The sequence below is a fragment of the Corynebacterium fournieri genome (assembly GCF_030408775.1).
Taxonomy (GTDB): domain Bacteria; phylum Actinomycetota; class Actinomycetes; order Mycobacteriales; family Mycobacteriaceae; genus Corynebacterium; species Corynebacterium fournieri.
Window position 1 is genome coordinate 2,328,926 of sequence record NZ_CP047210.1, and the last position, 14,111, is coordinate 2,343,036.

Annotated in this window: 6 protein-coding genes and 1 pseudogene; all 7 read right to left on the bottom strand. The window is 61.5% G+C overall.

Going from position 1 to position 14,111, the window contains the following annotated elements; genetic code table 11:
• Positions 1-3: 3 nt before the first annotated feature.
• On the bottom strand, positions 4-1,698 hold the full coding sequence (locus tag CFOUR_RS11100) for a DUF262 domain-containing protein (protein ID WP_290179496.1): 1,695 nt from the start codon (positions 1,696-1,698) through the stop codon (positions 4-6).
• A gap of 70 nt (positions 1,699-1,768) precedes the next feature.
• Positions 1,769-4,120, bottom strand: coding sequence for a 3'-5' exonuclease (locus tag CFOUR_RS11105; RefSeq protein WP_290179497.1), 2,352 nt, complete (start codon positions 4,118-4,120; stop codon positions 1,769-1,771).
• Positions 4,121-4,124: 4 nt separating this feature from the next.
• Positions 4,125-10,448, bottom strand: a complete 6,324-nt coding sequence (locus CFOUR_RS11110; protein WP_290179498.1) for a DEAD/DEAH box helicase — start codon at positions 10,446-10,448, stop codon at positions 4,125-4,127.
• A gap of 130 nt (positions 10,449-10,578) precedes the next feature.
• On the bottom strand, positions 10,579-11,544 hold the full coding sequence (locus CFOUR_RS11115) for an FRG domain-containing protein (protein WP_085958571.1): 966 nt from the start codon (positions 11,542-11,544) through the stop codon (positions 10,579-10,581).
• Between the two features lie 15 nt (positions 11,545-11,559).
• Positions 11,560-11,907, bottom strand: coding sequence for a hypothetical protein (locus tag CFOUR_RS11120; RefSeq protein WP_085958572.1), 348 nt, complete (start codon positions 11,905-11,907; stop codon positions 11,560-11,562).
• 251 nt (positions 11,908-12,158) lie between these two features.
• Positions 12,159-13,058 (bottom strand): hypothetical protein, encoded by a 900-nt coding sequence (locus tag CFOUR_RS11125; protein ID WP_143339068.1) that lies wholly within the window; start codon positions 13,056-13,058, stop codon positions 12,159-12,161.
• A gap of 790 nt (positions 13,059-13,848) precedes the next feature.
• Positions 13,849-14,103: pseudogene (locus CFOUR_RS11130) on the bottom strand (SPRY domain-containing protein); the annotation flags it as partial.
• Positions 14,104-14,111 lie beyond the last annotated feature (8 nt).

Here is a 14,111-nt window from a genome sequence, read left to right on the forward strand (position 1 = left end):
GCCTTAGGACAAATCCCACTCCCGCGCCAGAGTCCCCACCAGATATTTCTGACGGTCGGCTATAACTTCAGGTGTCCACACGGGTTCCTTCAGCACTTGCGTGGTGAGCGCGAATACCGCCACTCCCTGATCAGAGGTGAAGTATTTGTCCTTCTTCACGGCGAAGTCGTAGTTTTGTGCTCGAGAATTGGAACGGCGGTTAAGCAGCAGCAAGTTGCCTAAGCGGTGCGTCCACTGCTCCGCGTCCTCCTCGGAGAAGTCTCGCGTCCATTGACTCTCCTGCGGAGGGGTCTGGGGGAGTACATGCTCGACAGTGATGATGCGGTGGTCGTATGACGCGCCTGGGTCCTGGGCGAGTACCGAATCGAGTCGCAGCAAAACATACTTGCGCACGCGGGTTGCCAGGTAAAGCTCACCGTCGATGCGGTCGAGCGTCTCTCTTCGCTCGGCATCGGTGAGCTCGAATGCGTCCGCTTGGAGGCCGTCACCCTCGACGAGCTGTTTCAGCAGCTCCATGTAGCGCTGCTGGCGTGGAGTGGCATAGACCCGCCGCAGCAGCATACTTGCCGCCAATCGTTCGAGTTTGGCCATGAATTGCACCAGGAATTCGACGTCTTCGCCGTGCTCTTTGAGTGCCCACAAGGCTGGCGGGCGCCAGTCGTCGTTATCAAGCTGGTCCAACCGCTTCAGCCAGTTGTTCAATTCCTCCCACCGCGGGTCGTCACCGTGAAAGTCTTGTGCGAGCATGCGGATATCCGCTTTCGCGTACGGCTCGAGCACCTCGCGGATGAAGCCTTTCCCATTGTCGGGCAAGTATGCATTGAGCACTTGGTCCGGAAACTCTTGCAGCAGCCCCTTTACGGCGCGAGTACGGGACTTTATGGCGCGGATGTACAAGATCAGGTCACCGAACTCCTTGCGCCCGAGTTCCTCTTCGAGGTTCTCCCACACCTCAGCATGCTGCTGCTTCTCATGTTCAGCAATCGCGCCCACCACCTGGGATTTGAAGATGTCCTGGGGAGAGAGCGGCAGGCCCCTGGCATTCATCACTGAGAAGATCCGGTACGCGCTATTCAGGTCCGGTGTTGACACCGTCACGAGGTACGCGCGACCTCCAATGAGTTTGAACAGCTGAGTCAACTGCTCTTGATCCCACCCGGTAAGTTCCTCATGCAGAGCCCGTGCGTTGTTGCGGATTTTCTTTTGGGAATCGGTCTCAGGAGCGTTGTCGCTCAGACCGATGAGCTCCTGAGTTGCACCAGCCGTTTGCACATAATCATGAAAGAACCGTGTGTCTCGGGGTCTAATGCGCAGACGCGGTTTAGATGGGACGTTGTCCCATTCCAACGCTTCGGTCTCAATGAGCTTATGGATTGACTGCTGCAAGCTCTGGTTGTCGACGAGATCACGCAATAGCGCCAGAAGAATCGTCAACGTTGTGAGTCGTTGCTGCCCGTCAATGACCTCAGAGCGTGGATTACCTGGGGCTTTGACCAACACAATCGAGCCGAGGAAGTACGGCTCCTCCGTGTCACGCTCCAGTGCACCAGACAAATCAGACAACAGCTGGAGAGATTCCTCGACGCCCCAGGCGTATGGGCGCTGGTACTCCGGAATCTCGAATTCGTGATCGCCGGAATGAAAGAGCTTGCCTACGCTGATCTCTTTCGCTTCGATCCGGTTGAGTTCACCCGACACGCTGCCGCTCCTCTGCAATCCGTCAAGGCTCTGAACACCTACCGGCAATTGTATTAGCGCCCGAAACCCCCTAACCCTCCGGCAGCAGCTCCGACCGCTCGCCGACTGTGGTCACCACCAGCGCGTCGCGGGCGCGCGAGGCCGCCACGTACAGCAGCGAGCGCTCGCGTTGGAGGGCGGCGCGGGCGTCCTCCTCGGAGAGGTTCTTCAGGCGGAAGCGCAGCGGCATGATCTCTTTGCCCACGCCCATGAGGATCACGTGGGTGAATTCCATACCTTTGGCGCCGTGCATGGTCATCACGCTGACCTGCTCGTGGGAGGCGAGTTCGGCGTTTTTGGTCTGGACAGCGTCGATGCCGTGGTCGGCAAGACCAGAAACCACGCGGGAGAGCTGCCCGCGGGTGCGGCACATCACGCCGACGCGCACTTCCTTGTTCACCCCCTCCGCGGCCTCACGCTCGGCCTCCTCCAGCCAGCCATTAATCAACGCAGCCGCAACAGAGAATTCCTCGTCCTCGGACTCGGCGGTCACGATCAGCGGCGCCGGACCGGTGCGCGCGGAGCGGTACCCGCCCACCGAGTCGACCTCGCCCTCGCCGTCCAAGAACTCCATGTCCCCGCCGACCAGGATGCGCAGGGCGTAGTCCAGGTTCTCTTTCGTGGTGCGGTAGTTGAGCGTCAAACGCCGCGACGCACGGCCACGGGTTGAAATGCCGAAGTGCGACAGAGTCAGCGGGTTGCCGTAGATCCGCTGGTGCGAGTCCTCGGCGATGAAAATGTCGTTCGCCCCCTTAGCAACGCACGCGCGCAAAAACCGCCAGTGCCCAGCGTTGAAGTCCTGCGCCTCATCCACAACCACGTGGTGGAACAAGGACCCGCCACCGCGCTCCACACGCACGTTGAGCATCTCCGCACCCACGGCGGACATGGTGGGCCAGAACAGCTGGCCGTCGATGGCCTGGGTTTGCATCAGCGATTCCAGCACAGCCCACACCTGCTTGCGCTGCCTGCGGTTCAGCGGCGTGCCGCGGCCGGTGCGCGCGACCTTCAGGTACTCCGCCAGCGTGGTGATGCCGCCCGCCAGCACCACGGTTTCGTACTCGGCCTGCAAGAACGCTTCGTTGGCAATCTCGCGGGGCATGGACTCGTCGGTAGCCTCCAGCGCACCTTCCCACACCTGGCGCGCATCCAGGTCGTTGTACGGGCGCACGCGCGGTGCGGCCACGCCAAGGACTCGCCGGGTTGCCTCCGAAATCTCCTCGGCGGTGCCGGAGGCGACCACCTTGCGCACTACGGCGTCGATGTTGTCTATCCACACGCCGTCTTTGCCCGGCGCTTCCGCTTCCGGGTATGACGGGTTTAGCGCGTTGAGCTGGGACTTCAATCCTTGCGCGAGACCCTTGGTAAACGTGGTCAGCAGCACGCGCGGTTTCGCCCCAGCCACGCGCCCGGTAGCCAGGTTGTTCGCCCGGTGCACCGCCACCACCGTCTTGCCGGTGCCCGCGCCGCCGAACACGCGCGCGGAGCGTTTGTACGACGCCTCCGCCATGCGGCGCTGCTCCGGGTGGATGTACACGCGCCATTGGTCGAAGTTGCCGGACTCGATCACGCTGCGCAGCGACTCGGTCTCCACGTCGTCCACGTACGCGAACTCCAGCTCGGCCGCGGCCTGGCGCAGACCGGCGAGCAGCCGCGCGTCCTCGGGCTCCGCGGCCTCCGCAGCAGACACCTTGCGCAGCCCCAGCGAGTCGCGCGTCTCCGCCACCGAATACCCCGCCACCAGCGACAGCATCGCCTCGTGCTCCCACTTCGGCCGCGGCGTCAACAGCGCATCCAGCCCGTCCTCGGACTCGAGTGCCATCACCTGCTCGGTCAGCGCCGGGTCAATGCCCAGCTCCTCCCACAGCTTCTCGGGCGTCAGCTCACCCAGCACCTCGCGCGGTGCTGGCGATTGCTTCTCGGCGAGCTCCGCTTCCACCCCCTTCTCTTTCGCAACCGCCTTCGCCTGCTGGGCCGCCAATTCGTGCGCGGCACGCGCGGCCGCCTCGGCCTTGGCGCGCGAATCAACATCCCCCGCAGCAGGCTCGTCCCTGATCAGCGTCGTAATACCGTTGATCGGGTTCACGTCCAAGCGCAGCCGCGCCGGGTCCAACCGTTCCGCCTTGAGGTTGCCCTCGTCGTGCGAGTCCACGTCCACAAGCACGAAGTGGTGCGTGTCCTGGTCGCGGATTTCAAAGAGCACCGCGCGGAACTGGTCGTTGATGCGCCCGGTGCGCACGCGCTTGTCCACGGCGTTCGATAGCGTCTTGATCTTCAGCGACGGGTTCGTCGGGTCCGCAGAGAGCTTCTGCAGGAAGTTCATCGTCGGCTTCATCAGTGCGCCGTCGAGGTCCAACCCGCTGTACAGGCTAAACGTCACCATGGTGTTACTCCTTACCCAGCAGCGCGGCCGGGATCGTCTCAGCCGAGAGTGTATCGGGGTACAGCAGCGTCCAGCCTTGCTCGCGAAGCTTGGCTTCGGCACCCGCGTAGGAGGCGTCCTGCTCGATCAACAGCGCGATGCGCAGCTCGGTCCAGGACACGGCGGTGGGGATGGATCCGACTTCTTCGCCAATTTCTTTGGTGGGTGCTGCGCCGGCGTGGACAAGAGTGCGCAGCGCCGCCAGCACCTCGGATTCGTCCTCGAACTCCTCGATCGCCTCGGCCCACAGCCCACTCACCGCGGTCTCCACGGCACTTTGCTTCGCGACGTCCTCCGGTTCCTCACCGGAGACCCTTTCCCCGTCACCAACGTCGACCGTGACGGTGTTGTTTGCCAGCCACATGATGTTGGCAAAGCGCAGGAAGTCGCGCCAGTTGTCGTCGGTGATGGAACCGGGCGAAAGCGCGTTGACGCACAGCCGCTGCGGAACCAACTCGTTGTTGATGGCTGCGGCCTCCAAGTGGATCTCGTTGCGGAACGTCAACCGAGCGCCACCGGGGATACGCGAGGGCACCACGGAGGTGCTGAGCATGTTCAACAGGGCTTTATCCATGAGCGCGTACGAGGACCGTTCCGGCTCCGCCAGGTAGGTCAGCAGCTGCGTGATGGGGGAGGCTTTCAAAAACTCGATCTCGTTGTTACCGATGCCCTCCATGGCGCGCGTGCGCTTCTCCGCTTTCTCGCTGACCCACGCCGGCTGGGCTTCACCGAATTGCATCTCCTTGGCAAACCAGTCCAGGCCGGCGTCGGTGACGTTCCACGGCAACACCTGTTTCTCGGCGAAGTGCAAGCTGTTGCGCTTGCGTATGTCGCTGGGGAAGCGGTAGTGCTGCGCACTGAAGTGGAACGCGGCACCGTCGGTGTAGACCGCCACCGGGCGCAGCGGACTGCCGCGGTGCTGGAACAGGAAGTCCGGGCGCGTGTAGCCGTAGTCCACCTGCTCGCGCATGGACCACTCCTCGCCGGAGGCGAACGTGATGTGCCACTCCACACCGCCACTGTTGGGGATGTCCTTGACCGTGGCATTGCGGGCCTCGAGCGCGTCACGCACCATCTCGCGGAAGCGCACCTCCAGGTTGGAGGCGTGGTCCAGCTTCGGGGCTTCCGTCTTCCACTCCCACTGCACCGCCAGCGGATCCAGGTCTGGTGCGGGGTGATCCTGGTCGCTCAGGATGGCACGCAGCGCGCGCTCGGCGGCGGCGCGGGAGGTGACCTCGATGTGCGGGGTAAGGGTGTACGGCAGCAGGCAGTCGGGGCACGCGAGGCGCTCATCGGCTGCGCAGTCGCAGTCCCGGACCTTGATAAAGGCGCGCTCGAGGAGCTTGCGCACGTCTTCAGGTTCGGCGAACTGCGAGAGATACCCGGTGCCGCCCGGAACATTGTCGTGCATGAGCAGTGCTTCCACCGTCTTGCCGGTGGCGTCCGGCACGCGCACGGTAACCACGTTGAGGTGGTCCGGGTCGCCACCAAGGACTTCCTTGAATCCCAGCTTGATCGCGGCAGTCAGGCTCGGGATGGTGGCGTTGTCGCCGGCGGTCAGCTGCACCGGCACGTGCAGCAGCACACCCTGGGTTTGCAGCGTGCGGTTCAGCGCCACCGTGACAGATTCTTCCTCGCGGGCGTTGCGCTTTGGACACCACGGCCGGTGGTCCCACTTGGAGTTCGCGCCCGCCTGCGAGTCCAGGTGGCCGCAGTAGTTGCACACGGTGAACAGGGGAGCGTCCACCTCTTTGCCCGCCAGCATCTTCTTCGTAGCGGGGCCGCGGCCCAGGTTGAACCAGCTGAGGTTCACGTACCGCAAATACTTTGCGCCGAAGCCGTGGGAGAGGAACCATTCCCCGCCATGGCCAACCTCCGGCACGGCGAAGCTCAATGCGGTGTGGAAGAACATGGTGAAGCGGTCTTCGTGTGAGCCGTCGATGGTTGCGCGCGCACGGTCCACCTCTGCGGAGACGCGGCGCATGCGCACCGTTTCCAGGATCTGGCCTTTGTCCGCGAACGCGCCCGCGCCGCACTCCGGGCACGCACGCGGTACAACACCGGCCTCGATCTTTTCGCCGTAGGAGCACTCCGGGCACAGACGCCACTGCTCCACATCCGCACCACCCGCGCCGAGCTCAACGGCGTCCACCTTGGCTGCGATGCCGCGGGCGTAGAACGTGTTGCCCGGCGCGAGTTCCGTCAGCGCCGACGACACGCCGCGGGAGAGCTCGAAGGTCTCCGGGTCGATCTGCATGGACGACGGGTTGAGTTGGGAAACCACCACCGCCAGCTCCACGGAGTCATCCAACAGCGTGAAGTTGGGCAGCAGCCCGTAGCGCTCCATGGAGCTGATCCAGAACTCGTCGAGCAGGATGTCGTTGTAGTCGCGCCCGACGCGCCGCCATGCCGCTTTGGTGCTGCGCTTTTCCCGCTCCAGCTCCGGGTCGGCGTCCTCGGTGCCCGCGTTGGGGTCCACCTTGGCCTCGAGTTCTTTCACCCGGTCGGCGAGTGTGTCCCACCGTGTCTTCAGCTCGGATTTTTCGGCCTCCCATAATTGGCGGGTGCGCTCGAGCTCGCCGCGCAGCGAGTCCGTGCCTTGGCCGCAGGCCCACTCGCGCACGCCTTCGACGGTGGCGGCGTCGACGTGCCCGCCTGCCACCGTGGCCAAGAACGCGTCCACGCGCTCATCCACCCCGGCCGCGATCTCTTCGCCGAGCACCTCCACCAGCGACCGCTTGCGGCTGCTAAACACGTCTTGCGCGTGCGCCACCTCCAGCCCGTTCGCGGCAAACGCCATGGTGTCCACCAGGTACGCGGTGGTCTGCCTGCGCAGGATCTCGGTGGCGGAGAGGAACACCGCCGGCGGCGTCACCGCCCCCGCGATCACGGACAGCGGTTGGTTCAGCTTCGGCAGCATCGTGCCGCGGCCTTGCACGAACGCGAGCACCAGCGAGTTGCCGGTCAGGCGCCCGGCGCGGCCCACGCGCTGCACGTACGAGGACACAGACGTAGGCAGCGAAGCGAGCATGACGGTGGACAGGTCGCCGATGTCGATGCCCATCTCCAGCGTCGGCGTTGCCACCAGCACGTTCGGCGCGTTCGGCGCTTCGTCGCCGGTACCGCGGAACGCCCGCTCGAGCGCCAGCCGCTCCTCCTTGGGGATCAGGCCGGTGTGCTCGCGCGCCACCACCGCGCGTGGGGTGGTGGAGGTGTACAGCCGCGAGTAGTAGTTCTGCTCAATGCTTTCCGTCTCAAGCTCGCCGAGGCAGCCGGGCGTCGGGCACGGCAGCCCGGTGAGCAGGGAGCGGGTTTGCTTGTCGACGCCCAGGGGTCCCCGGCACACCCCACAGTGCACCATTGCTGCGTCGTCCTCGTGGCGGACAACCACGCTCTCCGGCGCAAGCGCGTAGATGGTGCCGCCGGAATTGGTGGACACCGCTTGGATCGCCCCTTCGCGGGCGAGCACCTTGAACACGGTGGTGAGCACGTTGGTGGCGTCGTGGGTGGAGATCCCCAGCACTTTCGACGTCCACCGCGCGTACCTACCGCGCGGGCTGCCCAGGGGAGTGATCCCACGGTCCTTGTCGTCCAACGCGGCGCCTGAGCGCGGGAACTCCGGCGCTCCGCCCTTGGGAAAGCTGGGCATGCCGTGGGACTTGGCGTAGCGGTTGTGCAGGCGCCAGGAGTTCGCGTCGTGTTGCAGGTAGGTCTTCAACATCGGCGAGTACACGCCACCGCGGTCGCGCACCTGCTCCAACAGACCCCGCAGCCAACGCAGCCGCAGCGCCGGCGAACCGGCGTCGGCGACCTCGAACAGGGCCTCATCCACATGCTGCAGCGCCTCCTCGGCCGCTGCCAACAGGACCGCATCATCCACCTGCACCGACGGCACCAGCGTGCCAGTGGAGACCAGCGAGCGCGGCAGGTGCGCACGCTGCCCGAACTCGAGCGCCGCATCCAGCTCCAGGCGGTGCAGCGCAGCAGTGGTGGCCTCTCGACGGGCTGCGGTATCAGCGTCCTTCGCCCAAAACGGCGTGAACGTGGTGGTCTCCGCCACCTCCGGCGGCAGCAACTCGAAGCGCGCACGCGCCGGGTCCGCGGCCTCATCCGCGCGCGCGAGGATCCGCAGCGGCATCTGGGCAAGCGACACCTCGTCGTCGCCGACGACGCTGCGCATGAGCGTACGGATGCCGAACGCGCGCGCCCTGGACTGCACGAAGCCAGCGCGGTGCGCCGCGTCCTGCACGGAGTCCGCGAACACCAGCGTCTTCTTCTCGTTCTGTTCCAGCGACGGCATGCCGAACAGGTTGGACAGGCCCACCGACAACAACGTGGCCACGCGCGAGCCGATGTAGCGGATGGCATCCGCCTCGCCGCACGACGGGCACGTCTGCTCGCGCGCGTACTCCTCGGCGTTGAGCCCCGTGTACGTGAGCACCGGCACGGAGCGGCCCTCGGCGAGGTCTTCCTCGGTGGGCTCGGGGCGCGACAGCATGCTGGATTCCGGGTGGAACCACATCAGGGCGCGCTGGCCGTCTTCGTCGCCGAGCTGGGTCAGTTCCAGGTGGTTTTTTACTGCTTCGCGGTGTTCGGCTGTGGCGTCGATAAGCGGGCGCACAAGCTCCGGCTTTTCAATGCTCGCGCGGCGAATCTCCGAGCCATTGAGCACCACCGCATCCGTGCCGGGCTCGAGTGCCGTCATCCACCCGGCGCGACCGCATGAGCGGCAGTACGTGGCCGGCAGCCACACCCCGGCATCGTCGCCGCCGAGCTGGCCGTCGTCCGCGAACCGGAACACCTCGCCGTCCTCGGTGGGTGTCACGGCACGTTCGATGCGGGAGACCTCTCGCACCCACAAGTGCGTTTCCACACCCGGCAGGCGCTTGCCGCCGAAGCCGTACGCCTTGCCCGCAAGCGCACGCAGCTGCGCCACGGCGGTGAGCAGGTGGGTGACGAACTCGCGCGTGGTGGTTTCTCCAAGACTGCGCACCACAATCGGGTCGAACATGGCCTCCGGCAGCGACTTGTCACCCTCGGCCTCACGCCGGATCAAGGACTTCGCCGGGTTGGCCTGCTCCAGCAGCTTCTCAGTCAGCGGGTGCACCGCGTACGCGGCGATGGTGGTCTTCAGGTCCGCGCCGGCGTCCACGCCCCACAGTTGCGTGCGGAACACGTCCAGCACCACATCGGCGTGGTCGCGACCGGAGTCGTCGCTGGCAATCGCGTCCACGATGCCGCGCAACTGATCAATGTCGGGGGAGAGGGCAGCGGTGTGCGCGCCGAACGTCTGCGCGATCTCGTCGGTCCACTCCGTATACGTCAACGTCTTTTCGCCCACCAGCGCTTCCGGCGTGAACGTCTCGCCGAAGATGGTCTGGGCGAAGTCGAGCACCTTCTGCGTGTCGTTCTTGCCGCCGAGCGTTGCCGAGGTCGCCACCGGCGTGACCCGCCCCAGCGGGTTCGAGGCGAACTCGCCGGCGAAGCCTTCCGGTTGGTGCTGCTTGAGCATGAGCCCTAATCGACGCAGCAGCAACGCCACGTCCGTACCCTGCGCGCCGTCGTAGGTGTGGAACTCATCCAACACCAGGTACTGCAACGAGGTTGCCGAGCGCTTCCAGATCTCCCGGTTATCCTCACGCAGCAACAGCTGGTCCAGCATCTTGTAGTTGGTGAGCAGGATGTCCGGCGGGTCCTGGCGGATCTGGTCACGGTCATTGATCAACGAATCCTTGGTGACCTTCTTCACGCTCCCCGTCGCCTCACCCGTGAAGATCCCGGCAGTGACACCGGCGAGCGCAGGCTCGTTGGTAATCAGCTTGGCCAGACGGTCCGCCTGGTCATTCGCCAGCGCGTTCATCGGGTACAGCAGCAGCGCCTTGGTGCCGCGCTGCCCCTCAGCGCGAGCCCGCGCGGCATGGTCCAGCACCGGGTACAGGAAGGACTCCGTCTTACCGGAGCCGGTACCCGTGATCACCAGCGTCGGCTCCGGACGCCGCGCCCCCTGCTCATCCCTGCTGCGCAGCCTGCGGAACGCTTCCGCCTGGTGGTGGTACGGCGTGAACCAGTCGGGCATCCAGTCCAGGATCTCGTCCCACCCGATCGCCCGCGCGTACGGCAACCGCGTGCGCACGTACGGCCCGTGGAACATACCCCGTTCCGTGTCCTCCAAAAACGCCTTCAGCGCGTTGGTCGTCTCCGGGTTCGCGAGCGAAAACGCAGTGGCCAAATACTCGGAGACACCGCCGAGGACGTGCTCCGATGCGTGGACGGGGATGAGGGTAGACATGGGGGTAACTTTATCTGGGTTCAGACAAGCGTAGACAGCGATGCGCAACCTTAACTTTTGTCTTTACAGTCGGGCTACGCCGTGGAAGACGCGTAAATCCTCAAAAGAATATCGACGCGTCGTAACAGAACTAGTTGCTGTCGTTTTCTCTAACTGCACTCGTATCTATACGTCGGGAAACGTTCGTCTCTCCAAAAATGTGGTTCTTGAAGCCGTCATGTACGTAACGGATGATGTTTTGCGGTTCCGGAAACAAAGTGGAGAAGTTGATGTTAAGTCGGTCAAGCTGCCGTAATATCCTAGACTTGGATTCACCAGTCACAATGATGCGCGGTTCATGAATCTGCAATGTCGTATCTCGCCCAGTGTCCTCGCCGATGCAACCACGATGAGGCCTAACAAACAAGTTTTGTTCTGCGCGCCTGTCTATCTCCAGCCCAGCGATTAGGAAGGCACCGCTCTGCGCTTTTAATCGCTCGTTCGTGTGCATGGGCCTGACAGCTGTGAAGCGTTGCGTCAAGGCTTCAAGAGGTTCCGAATGTTCAATGAGAGCGCTTCGATTCTTAGTGGAATCATACCCCACTGCTTGCATCAGCGAACCCTCTGAGGTTGGACCCCAGGTGCCGTTTATGGCCCATCGCGAGAGCCATTCGACCTGCGCAGAGTCCTCCCTGTACACCGATTGATTCGGGAAAACTACCACTTCCCCATCAACTTCCTCGGACCCACCGCAGGCGAAAAATAGCGCAACCAAAGGATTCGTTGTCACATCCAGTAACCGTGTGGGTAGACCATAGTGCTGCAATTTTGCAAGGATTTGAAACGCACTCAGCCGTTCGAACTCCGTCGGCATCAGGCGTATGACTTCCTGAATCATCAGCTGTTCATTGGTATAGAAAACTGATTCGCCCTCAAAGTCCCGATATATTGCAGGTTCGGGTTGATATAGCTCGTCATTGTGCCCTCGGAACAAACTCCAGCGACTCACGCTGGGATCCCGCAACTCAGGCCCGTAGATAGCCTCTAGTTCGTCGATAACCCGAATGAAACTCTGCACGCTGTCAATCCAGTTGTATGGCAATATTTTTGTAATCAACGAGTCGGCACTCCTCTATTCGGCCAAGTGATCGTAAATGATCCGCGGATCTGGTTCTCTTCCGTATTCCTTTTGAAAGAGAGTGACGCTCTCGCGGTAGGATTTACGGGCCTTCTTCAAAGCAACATTCGCGCTCCGATACGAGGCCTCCGCTATTGAGCGTTCTTGCCGAGCTTTCTCGATGTGAGCTAAGTCAACCAACGTGGCGTCGTCGCCAAGGAAGTAAAAGTCTTCGGCCACGCGAAGGGCGCGGTCAGCAGCGTGATTTCTAGCTCGCGCTTGGTAAAGTGTCCGCTCCGCATCTCGAACTGATTTCCACGCATTCGCAATTGTCAGCTCGGTTTCCCGTTCAGCAAGAGTCACGCTTGTTCTTTCTCCTTAAACAGGCTTCCATCAGGGAGTAGAGAGCTTACAAGGACACGATTCGATCGTGGGGATTTTTCGGGTATCAGGTCTTCGAGGGCAGCTTAATTCTCCCAATTCGAATGGTGGAATCCCAGTCCACGAGGTAAGCGCTTTTTGTTTACAAACTTCCTTCCCAGTCACACCATTTCTTTGGGGCACTGTAGAGGGTCGTTGATTTGACGACGATAGAACAATGGCAAACCCCATCTTTAATCATTTCCGTATTCAGGAAAGGCGACAGGATCCTCATCTGAAAACGTCCCGAACGACTTATTCAACCCTGCAAGCTCGATCAAGTCGTAATCGTCTAATATCAAGTAGCATTCGTCGCAAAAGAATCGGTCCGGCAAAAAGCTAACCTCTATCGCGGGGAACTCCGGATCGTCCAGATTTAAGCTTTTACTCTCAGCCTCATCGGAGCCGACAATTCCGTATCGCTCACACGCCGGGCATTGCGCTTCGGTCTCATAGTACGAACGGGAAACCCATCTCCTGTTGGCCTCCCACCGAGCATTCTCTCCAACAGAGGCCATTCCACTTTGGCGTCGTTGGTACCGAGACTGAGCAGAAGCAAGAAGTGCTTCGTAATGAACTTCAAGATTTCGTTTGTTAGCCGCAAGCAGCGATTCAATCTTGTTTGCCATTGCCGAACCAACGAAATCATCAAATGTTCGTTGACCGGACAGCAGGAGAACATTAAAAAGAGACCAGATCCTAGGCCACCAAATCTGATTGGGCAGAAGGAGTATGTCTACGCCGGCCCCGTGCAGATAGTCATTTCTAGCCTCTGCGATTTTCAATGCTTCCTCACGGTTGAATGGACGCAATGCGCTTCCACACCTAGTGAAGATTGTAGAGGCCTGCGCAGTTACTGCTTTGTTTGATTCTTTGAGTTCTAGGGCTTGAAGCAATTGAGATCCACCATCTCTTTGGGGATCGACCACCAGTGCAGGGGAGATCTCTGCTAGAGCCCACTTTGCGGCTTGCTCAAGAGAGAGCGCTGCCCAGAACCGCCGTTCATCCTCGCTTCTTCCTTCGCCTGGTTCAGTGGCACGGTTAATGAATAGAATGGCTTTATTCCAGAAGCCCTCGGCGGCAAAGGGATTCACCGTTGACACTTCCTTAACATGACCCGTTGTATTTCTCTCGATGATTGATCATCTGTTACGTGTGATCTTCCATGAAGGATCATCCGGTTGCGAAGTAGCAGCACTAGATTGGGCCGGTCCCAGCGGAACTCTGTGACCTCTTCAGGTGGGGGAGCCGAGAAACGCTGTACAAGCTTCGTCGCGAAATGGTCCACTGGGCTCATGCAACTCGGATCAAAGCGCAGACGACCATCGAGGCCATAGGCGGAAGCAAGCCACACTTCTCTTCCACTCCGGACCGCAAACATACCGCGCGCTTCATCGAAAGGTACTGTCCGCGGTCGCCACATTCTTGTAGGCACTGAGCTCGGATTTTTTGACCAAAGCAGTACTATATCTGGAACGTTTCGAAGGTGGGCGCCGTCCGTATGGAGCGGCTGTTCCCCGTATCCAAATCTGGAACTAATAGAGTTCGAAGGAGCTTCGTGCTGGAGCATCGGTCTTAGGGTATCCACCTTCCCTTGTCCCACGCGATTGGCAACCAACTCGAAGTCACTATGTTGAGCTAAATAACTACTTAGCCCGCTCAATCGAATCGAACTCGCCTGCCCCACGCTCCACCCCTTTTCAGCAGATTCGCTGAGCATGCGCCCGAAGTTGAAAGACTCGCATGTACCCAAATTCACCACGCCTCCTGAAATGAAATGTCGCGAGCCATACACCACATTTGCTGGTTCTACTCACCCTCGGCAGAAGTATGTTATCCGTTGTAATCGGTACTTTCTCAAACTCGATTTGGAATTCGATCCCATCAACCTCTCAAACTCTTGTACGCCTCCCGCATATCCGCCTCCCGGTCCAGCTGCCTAAACGGGTACTCGTACACGTACTCCACACCCGACTGCGGATGCGTCCACGTCCGATCCGCCACCGACAACTCCGCGCCGTACTTCAACTTCGCGTCCGCCTTCACAATCTCCTTCGGCACCTTCCGACCATTCGCATCAAACCGATCCTCCTGGTCATAACGCCGCATCACCGGAAACTGCGTCCGGTAAATCACGCACGGCTAAA

Coding starts and splice junctions, on each gene's coding strand:
- CFOUR_RS11105 (WP_290179497.1), bottom strand. CDS start 4,120: ATGGTGACGTTTAGCCTGTACAGCGGGTTGGACCTCGACGGCGCACTG.
- CFOUR_RS11110 (WP_290179498.1), bottom strand. CDS start 10,448: ATGTCTACCCTCATCCCCGTCCACGCATCGGAGCACGTCCTCGGCGGT.